This is a genomic window from Flavobacterium sp. TR2 (assembly GCF_025252405.1).
Classification (GTDB): domain Bacteria; phylum Bacteroidota; class Bacteroidia; order Flavobacteriales; family Flavobacteriaceae; genus Flavobacterium.
Window position 1 is genome coordinate 4,758,380 of the sequence record NZ_CP104307.1, and the last position, 23,154, is coordinate 4,781,533.

Below are 23,154 nucleotides of genomic sequence, written 5' to 3' on the forward strand. Positions count from 1 at the left end.
TATATTAATTCTCTTACTTAAATTTAAGAATCAGCTTTTTAATTCAAATAAATAATAGTGGTATCGCTCTAATATGCAAAAAGAGCGGAAAACTTTCCGCTCGTTTACAATTAATCTGTTTTTGTTTCTTCGTTCCCAAAAGTGCTAATATCCATAGTCGAATGATTTTTATGTCTCAGCTCTTCATAATCTTTGTCATCGCCCCAATCTCCCGTATTGGGTTTAGAGATTGGATTTTCGTTTATATGCTGGTCTATATTTTCATCATTGGGAAAATACATATGGTATCCTAAAATTGGATCCCAATTTGATTCCTGAGTGCGATCGATGCCATCTTGGAATAAATCGTCTTGTTCGTTTTTTGTATCCATCTTTCTATTATTTTACACCCTCAAAAATTGAAAGCCTGATTATTGCCCCATTTCATAAAAAGGTAAAATTCAACAAATTAAACAGAACATCTGTTATATCATTTTAAAAAAAGTTTATATGATTTTATAATCTTAAAAAATATTAACTGCTGATTTAACTATATTTTTTGGTTAAGCTGAAAAACAAAACAGCCTGCAAACACAAGGCTTACAGGCTGTTTCTAACAATCTAAAGTTCTGAAAAAAATTCTCTTAAAAAGTTACCAGTTTAACTCCCAAAGTAAACCAGCGAGATGGCAGCGGCACTGCCCCTACTTCATAATAAGTTGCATTAAAAATGTTTTGCCCGTCTAAGAAAATGGTAAACTTATTAATTGCCTGACTTACTCTAAAGTCGTTTACCCAATAAGATGGTCCTGTAATTCTTTCGTTAAAACGAGTTGCAAACATTACAGATAAGTTTTTAAACTGATAATCTATTGTATTGGTAATTTGATGCTTCAATGAAGAAATTGCATATTTTGAGTACGTTTCTGTACGATCTGTCTTGAACTCTGAATCTAAATAAGTGTAGGCTAAAAGAATGCTCAATCTAGAATCTTTAGAGAAATCAAATCTGTAAGTTCCGCGTAAATTGATTCCGTTTGTATTCAAATCTCCTTTATTCTGGCTTTGCCAAGGCACATTTGTAGCATTACGCATCCAGTCGATATAATTGTCTATTTTTCTGTAGAAATAATTGGCATTTAAGCTCAAAGCTTTTTTGTTGAATTTAAACCCAACTTCGCTCTGAAAAGCATTTTCAGATTCTAAATCTGGATTTCCTATATTTCCTGTCTGTTTCAAATACAAATCTGTAAAAGACGGAATTCTTTGGCTGGTTCCCACATTTCCTATAATTTTAAATGCATCAGTAATGGCATAACTTGCATCAATTCCCGGATAAATCTGCCATTTATAATCTGAGTTGTAGTTTAAATATGTCCCGATATTGACATCCAATTTTTCAGTAAAACTTCTTCTATATTCTGCATAAAGTCCAACATTTTCGCGATCGTGATCTCCAATGTTTGTCGAATGAATGTTTTCGTTTCTAAACTCGGCTCCAAAACCAATTTCTCCTTTTGACAATTTAACTGTAGAGTTCAATTCTCCTGCAATCGAGTTGGTGTAATGCTGGCTTCTTCCAACAGCTAGATTTGAATTTCCTAAATAACGATAATCGTCATAATTGTATCGGTAGGTAATTCTCGGCATAATTTTCCAGCTATCAGTAATTTGATGATTGGACTGAATATTGGCAAATGTAGTCTGAACAATTTCTGTAGAATTTTTGTCTCCAGGCGCAGCGTAAAATCCGTTTGCGCCAAATCCGTTTTTGATATAACCAGCAGAACCTAAGATTTCATTTTTATCATTGATCTGCACATTTCCCTGATAGAAAATTTTATTGTTTTCGAATGCTGTATTGTAACGGTAACCGTTGCTTTTATCGTGCGAAGCAAAAAGCAAGTGCTGCTGTTTTTCTTTGCCTAAAACTGCTCCAGCCTGTACTCCTGTTCCGTAGAAAGTATCTCCTGTATCCTGAGTATCTTTTTCGAAATTAGATCCCGCATACGTGCTCACTAGAAATCCAGAATCGGTTGGTTTTTTCGTGATAATATTGATTGCTCCAGTTAAACTATTGATTCCGTAAATTCTTGCTGCCGGACCACGAACCACTTCAATTCTTTCGATTGCTTCAACCGGAAGAGGCAGGTTTAGCATATTATGAGCCGTTTGCGAATCAATTACTTTTGCTCCATTTAATAAAACAACCGTCTGCTCAAAACTTCCTCCATCAACGCTTATGTCTGCTTGAGTTCCAAATGGACCTCTTTGTCTAATGTCTACTCCGTTGGCATATTGCAGTACTTCCTGTAATGTTCTTCCTGGCAATTTTTTAATTGTCTCACTCGAAATTACATATACATTTCGGTTTTGTTTAGAAATAGGCGTGTTAAAACGGCCTTCGTTAATAATCACTTCATCCATTTGGTTAATGGAGTCTTTTTTTGTCTGCGCGTAAAAATTGGTACAAATTACTGTAAAAACAGCAAAATAGATTTTTTTCATTTTGGTTTACTTATTTTTTTGGCAAAAGTAGTTGCTTACCGTACCAATAAAGCATACCAGTTTTATAATTATAACTAGTCCGGATGAATTTCTGTTCTATTTTGCCTAAATCTAAGCAATACTGAAAGATATTACTTATAAATCAAATATTTAACTATCCTTTTTTGAGTTATTTTTTATTAGCCACGACCCGAGCGATAGCGAACTGACGAAGCAATTCACGAATTATTTCAAATCATTGAAGTAATTCATCGCGCCTTTTTAATACACAGATTGTAAAAGAAAAATTCGTGAATTCGTGGCTAATAAACGCCTTGCATTTGCTCCATTTTCCCACAATAATTCATGATTCAAGCGACAACGAACAGGTAAAGCAATTCGTGGCTAACAAAAAAATCACTTATTGATTTGTCTCCAGATTTTGGCGCTAAAATCGTCTTTGTACATTAATCTGTTTGTTCGAGTTGGATTTACACGATTGGTCAGAATGATTAAAAATCGATTTGTTTTTCTGTTCATAAAGAAAAAAGTTCCAGTAAAACCTGTGTGCCCAAAATCGTCTTTTGTAAAAAACTCGTCTGGTTTTCTTTTGTCAAAGCCCAAACCGCGATAGATGCCCTCTTTTGCAAGCGGTGAATCTGTAAACTCTTTTACAACATTTGCTTTTAGAATTTGTTTTCCTTTATAATTTCCATTGTTCATTAACATTTTGCAGATTACGGCAATCGATTCTGCGTTGGCAAACAAACCTGCATTTCCTGAAACACCTCCAAAAATAGCCGCCGCTTCATCGTGCACATAACCTTTTACAGTATCTTTTCTGAAAAAATGATCCACTTCAGTTGGCATTACATTTTCTGCCGAAGTCCATTTTAACGGATTATATCCAATTTTTGAAATGCCTAGTTCTGTATATATTTCATTTGTAAACTGATCGAGTTTTTTTCCTGTTTTGGTTTCAATCATCTGTTTCACCAAAAGCAGGTTCAAATCGCTATACAAATATTTTCCTCTCGGATTTGTATTCGCTTTCGCAATCCTTTCATAAACCGAAGGATAAAATTCTGGATTGAGCCACATATTTTTATAAATCTGAATCCAATTTTCCTTTGGTTCAAAAACCAGATATTTAGAATCGTAAATAATGTTTTTATTCACAAACATATTATCAAACTGCTCAGGATATTGCTCCGATTTTTGATTGCTCAACAGAGGCGAGTTGTCTGGCGTAGAAAGCAGTGCCTGATAAAAAGTAATGCTTGGCGTTAATCCAGAAGTATGCGTTAAGAGCTCTAAAAGCGTTAAATTGGCAATAGCTGTATTTTTATACATTGGAACAATCTGGCCAACTTGGTCTGTGAGTTTCAGTTTGTTATTCCCAACCAAACGCATGGTAACTAGTGTTGCTCCTAAAACTTTAGACATCGAAGCCAAATCAAAAACATCTTCCGTTTTTACCGATTGCTTTTTGGTATAATCATGATAACCGTAGTTTTTGGAAATCAAGTTAAAATCTCCTGTGCCGACAATAATTTGCGCTCCCGGAAAAAAGCCGTTTTTAAGCGCATTCTGCATCATCGAATCAATGTAGGCTTCATTTTCTTTATTGTTGCCGTCACTATTTATTTTTTTAGGCGAATGAAAACTCATTCCCAAAAAAACAAAAGAAATAATGGTGATGCTAAATATTATCTTTTTCATGATTTACGGATTAATTTTTAAGTCCTGTCCCGCCATCAAAGGCTCGTTATTAGTTCCTGTAATTTGTATTCTAACTGCTTTTACAGGCTGTTTCGGAAAAATTGATGCGTTCCCGTAATCAAAATTATCGCCTTTTATAAAATCGGTTCCATCGTATGAAAACTCAACATAACCATTGTTTATTATAAATCTCGGGTGATGCGGAATTCCAGTTAAAACATCAATTTTAGAGGATGTTATAGGATTGGTAAAAGTGTACAAAATCCAGTCTCCGTCTTTACACGCCACATCGGTGCGCAGATACGATTCTTCGTTATAATCCTGCAGGTTCGAAATTGGGAACTTTGGATTTTCTGCCATCGAAGAAGTCACTTTTACTTCTGGTTCCTGATATGGCGAACAGTTGAATTTTACATTTGCCGCAGACTTTTTCTCTTCTTTATTTTCTACCGTAAAATCTAATCTGTATGTATTTTTCGGGTTGTAATTATCAATCAAAAATCGCAGGCGAGGCTTTGTTTTTAAAGCTTTTTCGTCTGCATAAGTCTGAATTAATTTATCATTTTCAAAAAGCGAGACATTTTTAATTGTTCCATTTGCTCCATCATCTGACGGATTAAATGCCAGATACCAAATGCCTTTTTTGTCGATATGCTGTGAGATATTTTCAGAAATAGCCAAAACTTCCGCTTTCGAGGTATTCCAATTGGCAACAGGCAATTTCTCTGCTTTTACCGCTGGACTGGCCGAATATTCATTAAAAAATACTCTGAACATATAGCGTTCGTAATCATTGGTTTGAATTGGTTCTGTATACAAAGGCGATTGTCTTGTTGGCTCATTTCCTTCCTTATCAAAGCGTACGACAGCACCTTCATAAGGCGGAGTTACGGTAATCGTTCCGTTTTTGTAAATCGCTGTCGGAGGGAAATCTCTAAAAGCAATTCCCATATCTGCCAGTCTTTTTAAATGGCTGTTGGTTAATCTTCCATAAAAATCATCCCAGTTTTTGTCTTCTTTTTTAGACCAGCCAATTTCAGACAGCGCACTAATTCGCGGATAACTTTGATATTCCATTATTCTTGCAGGGCGATCTAGGTATTCGCTCCACAAAGCGCCTTGAACTCCGATTATCTTTTTTTGCTCTTCTGGCGTTAAATCTGCATCGGGAATTGGTTCAAACGAATAGGCTCTTTTAGTATCGGTAATTGCTGCCCAGCGGTGGCCTCGTTCTGTTTCTGACTGTGCCATATCATAATACGTAAATTGTCCCGGCATCATAATCGTTTTATATCCTTTTTTAGCCGACTCAATTCCGTAGCTTATTCCTTGCCAAGCAGAAATCAGCGTGTTTGGATTGATTTCTCCGCCTTTCAGTATTTCATTCCAGCCGTCTGTTTTTTTATGGTATTTGTCTACAATTGCTTGAACTCTTTTAAAGAAATAATTCTGAAGCTGAAAACTATCTGTAAAACCTTCTTTTGCCATCAAAGCTTGGCATTTTGGGCAATGCTCCCAATTGGCGCGATTGACTTCGTCTCCTGCAATGTGAATATATTCAAAAGGAAATAGTCCAGAAACTTCTCTGATAATCGAATCTAGAAGATCATAGTTTTCTTCGCGTCCCACGCACCAGACATTTTTCACTTCGCCCTGAACACTTTTAAGTTCCTGCGTTATAACGCAACCCACTTCTGGATACGAAGCTGTAACCGCACGCGAGTGTCCCGGAATTTCGATTTCTGGCATAACCGAGATTCCGCGATTTGCAGCGTAAGCCACGACTTCTTTAATGTCTTCTTGCGTATAAAAGCCTCCGTAACGTTTGTCTCCAGAACCGTAAGATGGCAGTAAAACTTCGCCGGGGCCTCTCCAAGCGCCTTTCAAAGTTAAATCTGGCAACGACTTGATTTCGATTCTCCAGCCGTTATCATCTGTCAAATGCCAATGAAAAACATTCATTTTATGAGCAGCCAGCCAATCGATATAATTTTTTACGGTTTGTTTGTCAAAAAATTGTCTTGAGCAATCGAGCATCATACCACGCCAGTCAAAACGCGGATAATCTTCAATTTGTACAAACGGAAGGGTTCCTTTTTTAACTTCTTTTGCAGAACAAATCTGCATGAAGGTCTGAAATCCGTTCAAAACCCCTTTATCCGTTTTTCCTTTTACGAAAATTCCTTTTTGGTTTATCTCTAACTGATAGCCTTCATCTGGAAGATTCATTTTTTTATCTACTAAAAATGAAACTGTATTTTTCCCATGTTTTTTTCCGATGGAAACAATTGGGCTTATTCCTGTATTTTTTGAAATGCTTGCCGTGATATAATCGGCACTATTTTTAAGTTTTTTATCGATAACAATTTTTAGAGGTGAAGGCAAATCAAACTGTCCTGCACTTTGCTGAACCGATACGGGTTTTGGAATTATGTCTAGTTTTTGGGCTTGTACAAAACTAAGCGAGCTTAGGAATATGGCTAGTAGAAGAATACTTTTTCTCATCTTTTTTATGTTTTTATTTTACTGAAAATTCTATCGGGCTGCTTTCTGTCTGGGTCTGACTCAAAGCGGTGAGCGCATAAACGTAGTTTTCCAAATCGGCATTTGGCACTTCTAGTTTTGGAGCTGCTGTTACATAATAAATGTTTTCAGGATTTGAGAAATCGGTTATTTTTCCTTTTCGAAATCTGTAAATCACATATTTCTTATCGTTTAAAGCTGCTTTCCAAGTCAAAACAGCATGATTGCCTTTTTTGGCAATTACGGCATTTGTTGGCGGTTCTGGTTTTAATCTTGTAATTCTGTTCGCTTCGGGAGTTAAGGCAATGTATTTGTATTCTTTTTGGAGAAGAGGTTTTCTCAAAGTATCTCCTTTTTTCAGAAAGTTCGACGCTGTAAAATGCATCGAACCATCAATTTGAGGCATTTTGCGAATCATTTCAATTTGCTTCACAATTTGATCCGGACTTCTCCATTCTGGTTCTTTTGCCGAAGTCGAAATTTTATAATCGCCGTGGCCTACGTAAACATTTGCTCCATATTTGTGTTCTGCCCACCATTTTGCCAAAACTTCAAAATTGGCGCGGTCAAAACCAATATGCCAATATAGCTGAGGCGTGACATAATCGATCCAGTTTTCTTTTTGCCATTTTAAGATATTCGCATACAAATCATCATAATTGGTAGCTCCTGCACTAGTTTTAGAGCCTTCAGAGTCTTTATCAATATTTCTCCAAACTCCAAAAGGCGAAATTCCGAATTCGACTTCTGGCTTATTGGCAATGATCGTATCTCTGATTTGTTTGATGATCAAATCGACATTATCTCTTCTCCAATCATCTTTATCTTTAAACTGGCGCGGTTCTTTTGCAAATGCTTTAGCATCTGGAAACTCTTGGCCCGCAATTTTATACGGATAAAAATAATCGTCCATATGAACTGCCTGAATATCGTATTTGCGAACAATTTCGCCCACTACAGAAGCAACGAAGTTTCTAGTTTCTTGCAAACCCGGGTTAAAGTATCTCGTTTTTCCATAAGTCAGGAAAAGGTCAGGTCTTTTAAAGTACAGATGATTTTTTGAAAGCACATCTCTTACCGTATCTTTCTGCACACGGTACGGATTCAGCCAGACATGAACATTCATGCCGCGTTTTCCTGCTTCATCAATCATCATCTGCAATGGGTCAAAGCCCGGAGCAACACCTTGGGTTCCTGTTATCCAGTGCGATGCTGGTTCTTTTGTCGATTTGTAATACGCATCGGCTGTTGGGCGGATTTGAAAAATGACTGTGTTTAGATTATAAGAACGGAGATTATCCAAAATAGCAATCATTTCATTCTTCATTTCTTTGTCTGATAGACCCGGTTTAGACGGCCAGTCGATATTTTCTACGGTAGAAATCCAAGCGGCACGCATTTCTCTTTTTGGTGACTGCTGACTGAAAAGTTTCGTTTGAAACAGTAAAATTAGGATTAGTAATTTTAGGCTTTTCATAAGATTGTATTTTTGGTTAGCTAATTGTTGTTGAATAATTTAACCTTTTTCTCTTGCAGATTTTGCAGATTTAATTTGTGGGAATTTGTGAAATTAGTGGCAAAAAAATCATTTAAATCCTTTATCCTGAGCGTTATCGGAGGTGGCTGAAAACTATTCCAACAAATAAATTCCTCCTTCTATAAGCGATGCCCAAACTTGTCCTTTATCATCAATTACAAAACCGTTTACGCTCGAACTTCCTAGATTGATTTGCTTTATAATTTCAAATTTAGCGGCATCTATAATCAAAACTTCGCCTTTTCGGCTTCCAACATATATTTTATTTTTGTTTTCTAAGATTCCTGCCGGGTTGTGCTCATAACCCAATTTCAAATCCAAAACTTTGCTCTGATTTATCAAATTTTCTTCAGTAAGTTCAAGATCATCAGCAAGTGGCAATCTTAAAAGCAAACCATCCATTGTTTTGCCATAAAACCATTTTCCATCCTGACTTTTCCCCATTGATTCTCTAATTTTCCATTTCTGAGTTCTTAAAAGCGTTTTTCCTGTTTCAATATCTAAAATGGTCAAAAAACGTTGTGGAGTAACAAAATAAAGTCTGTTTTTTGTTGAAACCATATTTACATTTCCAGCAGAATACAAGATTTGTTTATCATTTCCATTGTTCCACTTCCAGATCAATTTTCCTGTATTTTTATCTAAACAATACACATACGAATCCCAAACACCAAAGATAATTTTGTCTCCTTGTATCAGCGGGGTCCCTTGCGAATAAGACATTGGCAAATTATTCTGCCAAAGCACTTTACCGCTCACTGCATCTACGCAAACAAATGCTGTAGAACTGGCTGTATACATTTTATTGTTTTCTGCAATTGGCGAACCTACTAGAACTCCGCCCACAGGAATTGTCCATTTTTGCTTTCCAGATTGAGTGTCAAATCCTAATAAGTTTCCTTCTATTGTGCCTATAACTAAATTATTTTTTATAATTATTGGCGAAAAATAAATTGAATTTCCTGTTTCCGTTTTCCAGTTAACACTTTTGCTTTTCAGACTCACCGATTTTATTTCGCCAATAGAATTTGTAAAATAAAGGCTCTTTTTGTCAAATGCTGGTAGGCTGTAAATTGAGGCAATATCTTTTACATAAGGAGATTGCATTGCCAAACTATCTTTCGGAATTACAATTTTGGAAGGTTTTGACGGAACTGAAAATTTAAAAACGCCAGCCTTATCAATTTCTTTTTGATAGATACTGATACTGTCTTTGCTAATAATTACTTGGTTATAACTTTTTGTTTTTCCATCCAAAGAAGTTATCGAAGTTCCCATTATACCGCTCAAACCAGAAAAATCATATTTTTTTAAAGTATGTCCATGACCGCAAAAAGTGGCAACAGTTGGATATTTTTCTAAAACAGAAAGCACTTCTTTATAATTGCTCACGCTGTTATCTAAAGGATAATGGGCAAAATTCAACACTTTTTTATTGCTATTTTTAAGGCTTTCTTTTAAAGTTTTATCAAGCCAAAGCACATCTTCGTGTTTTACAAAACCATCTCCCATCTTCATATATGGTCCGCAAGGAAAGCCAATAAAAAGATAATCGCCTTTTGAAAACACAAACCTGTCTTCGCCAAATATTTTTTTATAAGTCAAGCCGGCACTCTCGCTCCAGTTGGTTTCGTGATTTCCTGAAATTACATAATACGGAATTTTCAATTTAGAAAGGATAGAATGAACTTGTTTTAACTCGTCATCGGCGCCTCTATTGGTTAAATCTCCGGTTACAACCGCAAATTCAAAATCTGAATTATTGATTTCTTTTACAATATCTTGCAATAAAAAATCATTCTCATTTCCTACTGAAACGTGCAAATCTGTGAGCTGCACAAATTTGATCTGTTCTGATTTTTCTATATTTTGAGCAAAACTTGTTGTAATTACAAAAAGTAGCAGTATTCTGGAAAATAGATTTTTCATTGGTATTTTAATTTTATTAAACTATAATTTATTTAGAATCATATGGCGGTTATGTCGTGTTAGACTCCATACTATGCCTCTCAAATCTTGCAGAAAATGCAAATTGTTTTCTATTTTAAAAATTTAATCATTGGCTAAAAAAATACCTAACAGGTTTTTTTAACCTGTTAGGATAACCAACCAAACAAAATATATGCGTGCTAATTTGATATAGCACAACAAACAATGCGTTACTTCGTTTTTTCAGAATCGTTGAAATAATTGTAAAAAAACAGAAGCTGATATTTTAATGAATTCTCCCAGTATTTCAAATTGTGTTCTCCCGGGCGTTCTATATAATCGTGATTTATTTTTTGAGCCAGCATTTTTGCATGAAGCTCTCTGTTTACCGTCATAAAGAAATCGTCGACTCCGCAGTCGATAATCAGTTTTAATTTGTTGTCTTTTACCAGATCGAGCATATTGGTAACCGTATTCTGATTCCAGTTTTCTGGATATTCCGTAATTGGCCCCAATCGTTTTTTGATGTCCCAGTTTTCTGGAAACGGACGAAAATCGACTCCACCGCTCATGCTTCCTGCCGCGCCAAATACATCCTGATGCCTGAATGAAAGATACAAAGCGCCGTGTCCGCCCATGCTCAAACCCGAAATGGCTCTTGCTTTGCGATCTGCAATAGTTTTGTATTGCTTATCGATAAAAGGAACCAATTCTTTTACGACATAAGTCTCATATTTAAAACTCGGGTCTACTGGACTATCAAAATACCAGCTCGAATAATTTCCGTCGACACCGACTACAATAAAACCATATTGATCTACCTGTTTTCCTAATTCCTTAAAACTTTTAACCCAAGAGGCATAATTTCCGCTATAACCATGCAACAGGTAAACAACCGGAAATGCTTTTTTACTCTTTTTGTAATTATCTGGAACAACTACACAAGTTTTGATATTCTTCTGCATCGAAGGACTAAAAACCTGTAATGTATCAACCTTTGCCGCTCTAGCTGTAAAAATTAAAAGAAGCAGCACGATTGAGTAAATTGTTTTTTTCATAACTGATATTTTTTAAAATAGTATTTCTTAAAAGTTCAGGTAAAACGCAAAAATTATTTCAAACAATCTTTTAAAATGGTTACTGGATGCAGGGCTTTCCTGCTGGTTCCATCAAAAATCTGATGGCGGCAGCTGGTTCCTGCAGCTGCAATTTCGGTTGTCGATTCTGTGGCTCTGATTTTTGGAAACAACGTATCCTCTCCCATCTTCATACTGATTTCGTAATGCTCTTTTTCATATCCAAAAGAACCCGCCATTCCGCAGCAGCCTGAATTATAAATGGTAACCGTATTATTTTTTGGAACATTGAGCATCGCAAAAGAAGCTTCAACTGAGCTTAATGATTTTTGATGGCAATGCCCATGAATTTTTATATTTTTCTCTTTTTCAGAAAATTGTCCTTCATGAATTTTTCCATTTGAAATTTCTCTTTTGAAAAATTCTTCAATCGTCAAGGTATTTTTGGCTAATTTTTCAGCACTTTCTTTATCTGCTGCCAATCGGATGTATTCGTCCCTAAAAGTCAATATTGCAGAAGGCTCGATTCCGATCAAAGGCGTATTTTCAGAAATGATATTTTTAAAGGTATTGACATTTTTATTGGCAATTTCCTGCGCTTGTTCCAGAAAGCCTTTTGAGATAAAAGCTCTTCCGCTTTCTTCGTGATCAACAACAATGACGTTGTAGCCTAATTTCGTCAGCAATTCGTAGGCATCAATTCCGACCGAAACATCGTAATAATTGGTAAATTCATCACAAAAAAGATAAACGCTGCCGTTCTCAAAAGAATTTTCTGCATACCTTTTTTTGTTTGTCTGATGCCATTTTCTAAAGGTTTTAGATGCCAATAAAGGCACTTGGCGTTCAGATGCAATTCCCATGCGCTTCTTAACAAATGAAAGATTGGAAACCCAATTGGTCACAGCTGGCGTAATGCTGCCTAGTTCATTTAATTTTGAATTGAAAGCGAATATTTTGTTTCGAAACGAAAACCCGTTTGCTTTCTGATATTGGTATAAAAACTCCGCTTTTAAGGTCGCGACATCTACATTGCTCGGACATTCGCTAGCGCAGGCTTTACAGCTCACGCACAATTCAAAAACCTTGTACAATTCTTCATGATCGAATTTATTTTCTTTTTCCGAATTCGTAAGGTATTCTCTCAAAGCGTTGGCACGTGCGCGCGTAGTATCTTTTTCGTTTCGTGTAGCTCGATAACTCGGACATAAAGTTCCGCCCGCCGATGGCATTTTTCGACAATCGCCAGAACCGTTGCATTTTTCAGCAGCTCGCAAAACCCCTAAACTATCAGAGAAATCCTGAATGGTTTTTATTTCGGGTTCTACTCTTCCAGCTTCAAAACGCAGGTTTTCATCCATTTTAGAAGCATTTACGATTTTACCGACATTCAAAATCGTATCGGGATCAAATGCTTTTTTGATTCGTTTCAGCAGTTCGTAGTTTTTGTCGCCAATCATAAAAGGCAGAAATTCTCCGCGTAAAATTCCGTCGCCATGTTCGCCGCTTAACGAACCTCGATATTTTTTCACCAAATGAGCCACTTCAGTAGATAAGTTTCTAAACTGATGCAATCCTTCTGTGGTTTTCAAATTTATCTTCGGGCGCAAATGCAGCTCGCCCGCTCCCGCGTGCGCATAATAAATTGCACTTTGTCCATGTCTTTCCATCATTGCAGCAAAGTCGGCAATATAATTAGGAAGGTCGCTTAGTTCTACGGCAGTATCTTCAATAGAATCGGCTGCTTTGTCGTCTCCTACAATACTTCCTAAAAGTCCAAGACCCGCTTTTCTCACCTCATTTACCTTGTCAATATCTTCTCCGTAAATTTTAGGCAAAGCGTATCCAAAACCATTATTTTCTAAATCTTTAATTAAAGCATCAGCCTGCTGTTCGGCATCTTCCATACTGATATGAGAACCTACTTCCAGCATGATAACGGCTTTTGGTTCGCCTACAATAAAAAACCTGTTTTTGGCTTGTTCCCTATTGGTTTTGGTGCAATCTAATATGGTGTCGTCCATCATTTCGCAAGTGTACAAATGATGTTTCATTGCGGTCACTACGGCTTCCAAACTTTCTTGAATGGTATGGAAATGAGCCACCACCATGATATTGTTTGTTGGAGGCAGATCGTCAACTTTTAAGGTGACTTCTGTGGTAAAAGCTAAGGTTCCTTCGCTTCCGCAGAGCAGTTTTCCTAAATTAACCGTGTCTTCTGTTCCTGAAAAAAGTTTCGACTTTAAAAGAACATCAATTGCGTAACCTGTATTTCGTCTGTGAATTTCTGGTTTTGGAAATTCTTTTAGGATTTCTTCCTGATTTTCTTTGTTCGAAAGTTCGTCGAAAATCGTTTTGTAAATTTTACCTTCTAAAGAGTCTCCTTTTGTCTTCTCAATAAATTCTTCAGAAGTTAAATCTTTGAATACCGCATTAGTTCCGTCGCTTAAAACGGCTTTTATTTCTACAATTTTATCTCGGGTAACACCGTAACGGATGGAAGTTGTTCCTGATGAATTATTTCCAACCATTCCGCCAATCATACACCTATTTGTAGTTGATGTCGTTGGCGCAAAAAACAATCCGTGCGGTTTTAAATATAAATTCAGCTCATCGCGAATTACGCCCGGCTGCACGGTTATGGTTTTATTCTTAGGATCAAAAGCTACAATTTTATTGAAATGCTTCGAAACATCCACAATGATTCCGCTTCCCACGGTCTGACCCGCCAAAGAAGTCCCTGCCGTTCTTGGCGTTATTGAAATTTTATTTTTTGAAGCAAACCGAATAATATTTATAATATCATTTTCTGATTTTGGAATGGCCACGGCAAGCGGCATAATTCTGTAAGCAGAGGCATCTGTGGCATATATTCTTTTATGAAGGTCATCATAAAAAAGGTTTCCTTCTAGGGAAGTTTCTAATTCTTGTAACTGAAGAGAATCGGACATTGAGTTGGTTCTGTTGCTTTTGGTTCTTTAATAAATGTTTATTGCTACAGTGCGCTAAAAAGCATTTCTGCAAATCAATAGACATTCTAAAACTTAGTTAGAAGTCAATATTTACTAAAAGTTCCTATTTGGAAGCTTCGAACTTCTTCAAATGCACTGGTAAATGACAAGCAAAGAAGGAATATCTTTTATAAATATATCTGACTAATTAAGGATTAGTTTTAACAAATATAAATACAAAAAGCATACAAATACATTTTTATGCGTTTTTTAACATAATTAAATTCAAATAACGCAACAAAACGCAAAAATAAATTGAATTAAAGTTGTTTTATAAGATAAAAACGCCAGATTTTCTATATTCATCCAATCTTTCATCTTCAGGATCTAAATTGGTTACAATAGTATCAAGCTGTTTAAGGTCGCATACGCTATGCGGCATTTTAGTATTCAATTTATCTGAAGAAAACATCGAAACTACTCTATCAGAAGCTTCTATCATTGCCTTTTTAACAATAGAGATTTCATAACCCACTTCTGTAAGGCCTTGTTTTACGCTTATGCTGCTGGCGCCGATAAAACAAATATCAGCCTTAATTTTTGACACAACCTGAATTACGTCCATTCCTATTGTCACCATTGCGTTTTTTTGCATTTTTCCGCCAATAAATATCAAATCAATATTAGGATGCTGAGATAATTGCATGGCTATTGGCAGGCTGTACGTATATATGGTAGCTTTTAAATTGGCAGGAATTAACTTTGCAAAAACAAGATTGGTGCTTCCTCCACTCATTATAATAACCTGATCGTCATGAAGCAGGGATAATGCCTTTGTCACGATTTTCTTTTTTTCTTCTTCCGCAGAAATAGCAATATCAAATACATTGTCTGACTTTTCTTTTACTTGGACCGCACCGCCGTATACTTTCTCTAACAGCTTTTTACTGTCCAATTCATTCAAATCTCTTCTTATAGTATCTTCCGACAAATCGAGAGCCAAAGCTAAATCTGTTGTAACAACTTTCTGGTCTTCAATAAGTTTAGTCATTATATATTTATGTCTTTCGGCTTTCAGCATTTTTTTATAAAAGTTAAAGTTCATCACAAATATATCAAATATTTCAATTTATAGTAAAAAAGACCGTTAAAACTGCAAAATCATGCAATTGTTAAATTTTGAACATAATTCAAATCCATATTATGAGACAAAATTTGCGTTATTTTGCGTTTTTCAAATTTATTTTCGAAAAAAAATAGAAAATAACGCATTTATATGCAATAATTAAATATATTTGCTCAACAACAACCATATAAAACCAGATTAATCATGAAAAAATTACTCTTTATTACAGTGTTGTTTTTGTGCATTCAAACAGCATTTGGACAAGCAAAAACAGTTACTGGAACTGTAAAAAACAAAGCAGATGGATTTCCGATCCCTGGAGTCAGCGTAATGATTCAAGGGACATCCAATGGAACTACAACTGATTTTGATGGAAATTTCAGCATCAGCGTCGCATCAGGCCGAAGCCTGAGCTTTAGCTACATGGGTTTTGAAACTCAAACCGTTAAAGTTGAAGGACAACAAAAGCTTAATATTTCTCTTGCAGCGACTGCCGCAAAATTGGATGAAGTAGTTGTCGTGGGATTTGCTTCTCAGAAAAAAGCAAATCTTACTGGAGCAGTTGCTAAAGTAGATGTAAAAAAAGCTTTAGGAAGTGTTCCTATTACTGATATCACAAGAGGTTTGCAAGGAACCACTCCTGGACTTAATATTACTTTTAATTCAGGTAATATCAGTAAAGGATCAAATGTTAACATTCGTGGTGCCGGAACTATTATAAATGGAGAAGCTAAAGGATCACCACTTATTTTAGTCGATGGTGTTCCAGGCGAATTGTCGATGCTGAATGCAGAAGATGTAGAATCGATGTCTGTGCTTAAAGATGCTGCTTCTGCTTCTATTTACGGTGCACGTGCTGCATTTGGAGTTATATTAATTACTACTAAGAGCGGTAAAAATGCTAAAGGCAAAGTACGATTCGCTTACAGCAATAATACAGGTTGGAGCAACCCAATTTCTTTGGTTCAATTTAATGACCCTACTGTAGAACTTCCAGCAATGATCGAAGCTCAAGCCAGAGCTGGTAATGCCAATCCAGAATCTTTTGGTATGAACTATAAAACATTACTGCCTGGTATCATTAAGTGGAAGGAACAATATGCTGCAACTAGAAATCCAAATGACAAAAACATGATCTTAGGAGAAGATTTTGATGTTATTGGAGGAAAAGAATATTTCTACAGAATTTGGAATCCGCATGATGAAATGTTAAAAAAGAATGCGGTACAAACACTTCATAATTTATCAGCTCAAGGTTCTTTGGGTGACAAAAGTTCGTTTATTGTTTCGTTAGGACTTTCTAATCAAGATGGTGTAATGAAAATCAATAATGAAACCAACAAAAGATTCAATCTTAATCTTGGTATGACAACTGAGCTAGCAAGCTGGCTTACTGGAGATTTTAAAGTATTGGGAACTTTCCAAGAATATGATTCTCCTTTTAACTACTACAACAATGGTATTGATACTGCTGGTAACGGATATTTTGGCTACTATATGCGTTGGGGGTCTTATTTCCCATATGGTACTTACAACGGTACTTACTTTAGACATGCACCTGGTTATATGGCAAATGCATCTCAAAATGAAAATAAGTCAAATGATATGAGGATAAGCGGAAGGCTTACTGCTCAAATTACAAAAGACTTTAACATCGTTGGAGAATATAGTTATAACACCAATTTTTCAAGTCTAAAAATGAATGGTGGTCAGGTACCGCTTTGGGACTGGTGGACAAGTGCTGCTGACTTAGTTGCCGGAAAACCTACTTCAATGGAAACTGCCAACGATTTTGTTGCGCAAGCCAAAACATCTTACACTAGAAATGTAGCCAATATCTTTGGAAATTACACCAAGACAATAGGAGAAAGCCACAACTTTAAAGTATTAGGCGGTTTGAATACAGAATGGTTCGATCAAGAAAGAACCTATGCTCGCAGGAACACACTTTTGGACAAAACCAAACCAGAATTTAACTTAGCTATTGGCGACCAATTTACTTCACCTCTTGTTTCTAATGACGTTCTAAATCCTGGTTTATCAAGATATGCCATTGCAGGATTTTTTGCACGTGTAAATTACGATTACAAAGGTAAATATCTATTGGAGGTAAACGGACGTTATGATGGTTCGTCAAAATTCCCTACTAATGAGCAATGGGGATTCTTCCCTTCTGCTTCTGTTGGATATAGAATTTCGGAAGAAAGTTTTATGGAAGGAACAAGAAGCTGGTTAAATGATTTGAAAATCCGTGGATCTGTTGGTTCAATCGGAAATCAAAATATTGCTAACAATGCCTTTTTACCAGTTATGACTAACGTTACTACTAATCCTAACCCTTATTGGATTGGTAGTGGTACAACAATCCCGCCGACTGTTAATCAGCCAACAAACGTTGACCCGAATTTAACTTGGGAAAAGGTAACTACTCAAGATATTGGTATCGACATCAGAATATTTAGTATGTTAGGTATAACGTTTGATTACTACCAACGTGATACTAAAGGAATGTTAGCTCCAGGTAAAACACTTCCGGGTTCATTTGGTCAGGCTGCTGCCAACACAAACTCTGGAAATTTAAGAACAAGAGGTTGGGAGCTTGCACTTAACTTTAATAAACAAATCAACAAAAACATCAGTGTTTACGCAGATCTTACGCTTTCAGACAATACTACAGAAGTAACAGAATGGAACAACTCTGCTAAGTTAATCAGTACTTCGTCTTTTTACTCAGGCCAAAAATTGGGAGAAATCTGGGGATTGGAAACAGACCGATTAATTCAAACAACAGATCAAGTTGATGCTACTGGATTAATAGTAAACGGTGTTGATTATAAAAATATAAGAAGTGGAGCGTTTAAATTTGGCGCGGGAGATGTAATGTATAAAGATTTAGATGGAGACGGAGTAATCTCAAGAGGAGATGGAACTGCTCTTAAACCTGGAGATTTAAAAGTAATTGGTAACACTACACCTCGCTACCAATACGGAGTTCGTTTGGGTGGTGCTCTATATGGATTTGATATAGATGCTTTCTTCCAAGGAGTTGGAAAACGTGACTACTGGACAACTTCAGACTTAGTACTGCCTTTCTACAACAGAACAGATGCTATGTATGAAAACCAGAATGACTACTGGACAACTACTAATACAGATGCGTATTTCCCTAATCCATACCCTGGACACGCTACAAATGCTTTTGGAACATATGCCCCTGGATCAAACAATTTTGTGGCACAAACTCGTTATTTATTAGATATGTCTTATTTACGTCTAAAATCTATGACTCTTGGTTATACTTTCCCAAAAAGCATTTCTCAAAAAGCTGGATTTGATAAAATTAGACCATACGTTTCAGGTTTCAACTTAGCTACTTGGAAAAGCAGTAAATTACCGGTAGACCCAGAAATTAATGAAAGCGAATCAATGTGGGGAAGAACTTTCCCTTATTCTAAAACATGGTCGGTTGGTATACAACTTGCGTTTTAATAAATGTATTAAAAAATCAAAATTTAATTAAGATGAGAAAATTAATCATAAACTCTAAGATAAAACTTTCAGTTGCCTTGCTTGCCATTGCAAGTCTAACTGCTAGCTGTTCAGATTTTTTGGATACACCTCCTGAAGATGTATTTACAGACAACAATTTTTGGACTTCAGAAAATAACGTAAAAACATTTTCTTGGCTGAACTATAATACCTTTAATGGATACGGAAATAATGCTGGTACTACAGCAGATTTTTATTTTCATGCTTCAGCTACAGGTTTAATAGACGACAACTTGGCCATGAACGTTTTCACCAACTTTCTAACGGCTCCAAATGCAACCAATTCAAACTGGAATGAATATTACACTTTGATTCGCCGCTGCAATCTTATGTTAGAAAGAGTTCCGAATGTACCTATGGACCAAACAAAGAAAAATCACTACATAGGTGTTGCTAAGTTTTTTAGAGCTCACACCTATTTTCGTTTAGCTCAACAATTTGGTAATGTGCCTTATACAGACAAGTACTTAGCACAAAGTGATGCAAATGTTTACAAACCTGCTTTATCTAGAGCAGAAGTAATAGACAATGTAATTAAAGACTTAGAAGAAGCTATTCCTTTGTTGTTAAACGTTGATGATAGTAACGTAACTGTAAATAAATACACTGCTTATGCATTATTAAGCCGAGTATGTTTGGGCGAAGGCACTTACAGAAAATACAATTTAGCTCAAAATGGAAATGTGTATCTTCAGAAAGCTAAAGACGCTTCTTTAGCTGTAATGAATAACAACGCTTACAAATTAAACACAGATTGGAAATCACTTTATAATTCTGTTGAATTATTAGGAAATACTGAAGTAATTTTGACAAAAAGATACATTAAAGGTGTTTTAGGAAACGGAATTCAAGCATACACTAATACCTCTACTGTTCAAAACGGATTGACAAAATTTGCCGCAGAAAGTTATGTAACCACTAACGGATTGCCTATTAAACAAGCTGGAAATGCTCAATATTTAGGAGATAATACTATCGCAAATACATTTGCCAACAGAGACCCAAGATTTGCTAAAGCTTTCAGTACAGTAGATTACGCTTACTCTGACAAACCTTATAACGGTTTAACATCCATAACAGGTTATGTTTTCCAATTGTACAATAATCCTGCGACAACAGGTACAGAAGTTACCACAATTGGTCAAAATCAAATTGATGCTCCAGTTTTCACACTAAGCGAAGTTTATTTAAATTATGCCGAAGCGTGTGCAGAATTAGGCACAATTACTACTGCCGATCTAAATTTATCACTTAACAAAGTCCGTGCACGTGCTGGAATTGCAACTTTGACTACAGATGGTACAAATGCATCTGCTAATGGCGTACAGATAGATGACCCGCAAAGAACAACTGCATTAGAACAAATTTCAGGAATTGTAAATCCGATTATTTGGGAGATCCGCCGTGAGCGCAGAATTGAGTTTATGGCTTGGACTAGCATGAGAAAAGAAGACCTTATGCGTTGGAAAAAAGGAGATTACTTAGATACTAATTCAAACCCAGATGTTATTTTAGGAGCTAGAATAATTTCTTTGATCGGAACTAACTCTAAAACAAAAGTAAATGCGCAAGGATATGTAATTCCTTATGCTGCTGGTGTGTCAAGATTATTTGTATCGCCAAAAAATTACTTGAGTGCAATTCCAACAAATGATATCAATTTATACGCTGCAGAAGGTGTAGAATTAAAACAAAATCCAGGCTGGTAATTCAGTAAAAACCAGATAATCATTGCCCCCATAATAAACTGCCTCTGAAATGAGAATTTTTAGAGGCAGTATTTTAAAATACTCTTTTTTAAACACATTGTGACTGATAAGAAGACCAAAAAAATTTCAACCTGAATCATTCAGGCTTTTAAATCTTAGTTTTTAGATTCCCCAAATCTGCCAAAACATTCATATACTCCGATAAAATCTTAATTTTATTAGTCCAATTCGTCTTTAACTAATAAACTGTAATTTAAAATGAAAAAAAATATAGCAAAAAGTGCTTTTGTGGCAGCGCTTCTGTTTTGCGCACCTTCATATTCGGCATCGATTCTGCCTATTGAAACTCCTAGTTCAGCAAAATTCAATACCGTTGCCATAAAAACGGGAGCAGACAATTACGAAAAATACCTTCCTCTTTTAAAAGATAAAAAGGTCGGAATTGTAACCAATCAGACTGGAATTTTGTCCAATAAAACCCATGTGGTCGATTTCCTTTTGGAGAAAAAAATTGCTGTTCAGACTATTTTTGCCCCGGAACATGGCTTTAGAGGAACTGCCGACGCCGGCGAACACGTCGTTGACGGAAAAGACCCGAAAACAGGCTTGCCGATTATCTCGCTTTACGGCGACAACAAAAAACCAAAACCTGCGCAGCTGTCTGGAATTGATGTCATGGTTTTTGACCTTCAGGACGTCGGGGCAAGGTTTTATACATACATTTCTTCGCTGCATTACGTAATGGAAGCCTGCGCCGAAAACAACGTTTCGCTTATTGTTTTGGATCGCCCAAACCCAAACGGTTCTATTGTAGACGGACCGCTTTTAGAAAAAGAATTTACAAGCTTTGTCGGTATGCACCCTATTCCGCTCCTTCACGGAATGACCATTGGCGAATATGCACAAATGGTAAATGGAGAAAAATGGCTAAAAGATGGAGTTCAATGTAAACTAACAGTCATTCCATGTGTAGATTACAACAGAACAATGCCGTACAGTTTACTGGTAAAACCATCTCCTAACCTTCCAAACGATCAATCCATAAATCTGTACGCCAGTTTATGTCTCTTTGAAGGAACAAATGTGAGTATGGGACGCGGAACTGAGAAACAATTCCAAATTTATGGTTCTCCTTATTTAAGCAAAACCAATTTCAGCTTTACGCCGAAACCAAACTTTGGCGCAAAAGATCCTTTGTATAACGGAAAAGAATGTTTTGGGGAAGATTTGACAGCTTATCCAAAATTGAAGCAATTAGAATTAAAATGGCTAATTAAAGCCTATCAAAATACCAGCGATAAAACAAAATTCTTCAATGCATTTTTTACCAAACTCGCAGGTACAAAAAAATTACAGCAGCAAATTGAAAGCGGTGTCTCTGAAACGGAGATCAGAAAAACTTGGCAGAAAGACCTAGAGGCGTTCAAAAAAATGCGAACAAAATACCTGATTTATTAGTCTATTGGGCAAAATGGAGCAAAGTTTAATTTTAACACATAGAGACATAGTTCTTGCCTCTCTTTAAAGATTTAAGAAAAAGCAAGCTTTAACACATAGGGCTATGTGTATTATTCTAAGAGAAATGCCTTTATTAAATCCTAAAAGCTATGTTTCTATGTGTTAGAAATAATTCACCCAAAAGATTAAAAAACATAAAACTATTAATGTAATATAGAGAAACTGATATTCGAAGAATAACGTTTCAAAAACAAAAAAAAGAAAAATGAAAAATAAAAATCCTGAAACTGAACAAGAATCTTTGTACAAAGACTTGGATCAAATGAGCGTGAAAGAACTTCTTACAAACATTAATACAGAAGACAAAAAAGTTCCGCATATTATTGAAGAGCAAATTCCTAAAATAGAAAAACTGGTTAAAGCCATTGTCAAAAAAATGCAGCTGGGCGGGAGATTATTTTATATCGGAGCGGGAACTTCTGGAAGAATCGGAATTTTAGATGCATCAGAATGTCCTCCTACTTTTGGCGTTTCGCATGATATGATTATCGGAATTATTGCCGGCGGCGACACAGCGATTAGAAAAGCGGTTGAAAATGCAGAAGACGATACGGAACAAGCATGGAAAGACTTAGCCAAATTTGAAATTTCAAGTCTTGATATGATTATCGGAATTGCCGCTTCTGGAAACACACCGTATGTTTTAGGAGCACTTAAAAAAGCAAAAGAGCACAATATCAAAACGGGAAGCATTTCTTGCATCAGCAACGGACTTATCGCTCAGGAAGCCGATTATCCGATTGAATTGATCGTTGGCCCTGAGTTCTTAACAGGAAGCACGAGAATGAAGGCTGGAACAGCTCAAAAACTTACCTTGAATATGATTTCTACTTCGGTTATGATCAAATTAGGAAAAGTAAAAGGCAACAAAATGGTTGATATGCAGCTTTCTAATGAAAAACTAGTAAAACGCGGCATCAAAATGATTATGGAAGAACTGAATATAGAATATGAAGTAGCCGAAGAATTACTGCACAAACACAAAAGTGTAAGAGCTGTCCTTTTGGCTCACAACAAAAACCAGGAAATCTAAAAAACACACTATCAAA

13 protein-coding genes are annotated in these 23,154 nt (G+C 36.1%); 4 read left to right on the forward strand and 9 right to left on the reverse strand.

The features are described 5' to 3' along the window. Window positions 1-110 precede the first annotated feature (110 nt). From N4T20_RS20280 to N4T20_RS20320, 9 genes are all read right to left on the reverse strand, one after another. On the reverse strand, window positions 111-371 hold the full coding sequence (locus tag N4T20_RS20280) for a hypothetical protein (RefSeq protein WP_260670872.1): 261 nt from the start codon (window positions 369-371) through the stop codon (window positions 111-113). Between the two features lie 252 nt (window positions 372-623). Next, window positions 624-2,486, reverse strand: a complete 1,863-nt coding sequence (locus tag N4T20_RS20285) for a TonB-dependent siderophore receptor (RefSeq protein WP_260670873.1) — start codon at window positions 2,484-2,486, stop codon at window positions 624-626. Window positions 2,487-2,882: 396 nt separating this feature from the next. Then, window positions 2,883-4,187, reverse strand: a complete 1,305-nt coding sequence (locus N4T20_RS20290; protein WP_260670874.1) for a serine hydrolase domain-containing protein — start codon at window positions 4,185-4,187, stop codon at window positions 2,883-2,885. Between the two features lie 3 nt (window positions 4,188-4,190). Then, window positions 4,191-6,692, reverse strand: a complete 2,502-nt coding sequence (locus tag N4T20_RS20295; RefSeq protein ID WP_260670875.1) for a beta-N-acetylhexosaminidase — start codon at window positions 6,690-6,692, stop codon at window positions 4,191-4,193. Window positions 6,693-6,705: 13 nt separating this feature from the next. Then, entirely contained in the window at window positions 6,706-8,187 is a 1,482-nt protein-coding gene (locus N4T20_RS20300) for a glycoside hydrolase family 10 protein (RefSeq protein WP_260670876.1), read from the reverse strand. A gap of 153 nt (window positions 8,188-8,340) precedes the next feature. Next, a complete protein-coding gene (locus N4T20_RS20305; protein ID WP_260670877.1) occupies window positions 8,341-10,176 on the reverse strand; it encodes a PQQ-binding-like beta-propeller repeat protein in 1,836 nt (611 codons plus the stop codon). Window positions 10,177-10,406: 230 nt separating this feature from the next. Continuing rightward, the gene (locus N4T20_RS20310; RefSeq protein ID WP_260670878.1) at window positions 10,407-11,234 is read right to left on the reverse strand and encodes an alpha/beta hydrolase family protein; all 828 of its coding nucleotides are present in this window, start codon (window positions 11,232-11,234) and stop codon (window positions 10,407-10,409) included. A gap of 53 nt (window positions 11,235-11,287) precedes the next feature. Continuing rightward, window positions 11,288-14,203, reverse strand: a complete 2,916-nt coding sequence (locus tag N4T20_RS20315) for an FAD-binding and (Fe-S)-binding domain-containing protein (protein ID WP_260670879.1) — start codon at window positions 14,201-14,203, stop codon at window positions 11,288-11,290. 331 nt (window positions 14,204-14,534) lie between these two features. Then, window positions 14,535-15,308 carry a DeoR/GlpR family DNA-binding transcription regulator gene (locus tag N4T20_RS20320; RefSeq protein WP_313771881.1) on the reverse strand — a complete coding sequence of 258 codons (774 nt, stop codon included), beginning with the start codon at window positions 15,306-15,308 and terminating at the stop codon, window positions 14,535-14,537. A 225-nt stretch (window positions 15,309-15,533) separates the two neighbouring features. On the opposite strand from N4T20_RS20320, the gene N4T20_RS20325 reads away from it, so the two are divergent. The 4 genes from N4T20_RS20325 (at window position 15,534) to murQ (ending at window position 23,138) form a co-directional block, all read left to right on the forward strand. After that, window positions 15,534-18,818 carry a TonB-dependent receptor gene (locus N4T20_RS20325; protein ID WP_260670881.1) on the forward strand — a complete coding sequence of 1,095 codons (3,285 nt, stop codon included), beginning with the start codon at window positions 15,534-15,536 and terminating at the stop codon, window positions 18,816-18,818. A 32-nt stretch (window positions 18,819-18,850) separates the two neighbouring features. Further along, on the forward strand, window positions 18,851-20,587 hold the full coding sequence (locus N4T20_RS20330) for a RagB/SusD family nutrient uptake outer membrane protein (RefSeq protein WP_260670882.1): 1,737 nt from the start codon (window positions 18,851-18,853) through the stop codon (window positions 20,585-20,587). 258 nt (window positions 20,588-20,845) lie between these two features. Then, a complete protein-coding gene (locus N4T20_RS20335; protein WP_260670883.1) occupies window positions 20,846-22,045 on the forward strand; it encodes a DUF1343 domain-containing protein in 1,200 nt (399 codons plus the stop codon). Between the two features lie 265 nt (window positions 22,046-22,310). Continuing rightward, entirely contained in the window at window positions 22,311-23,138 is an 828-nt protein-coding gene (murQ, locus tag N4T20_RS20340) for an N-acetylmuramic acid 6-phosphate etherase (protein ID WP_260670884.1), read from the forward strand. The last annotated feature ends 16 nt before the right edge of the window (window positions 23,139-23,154 follow it).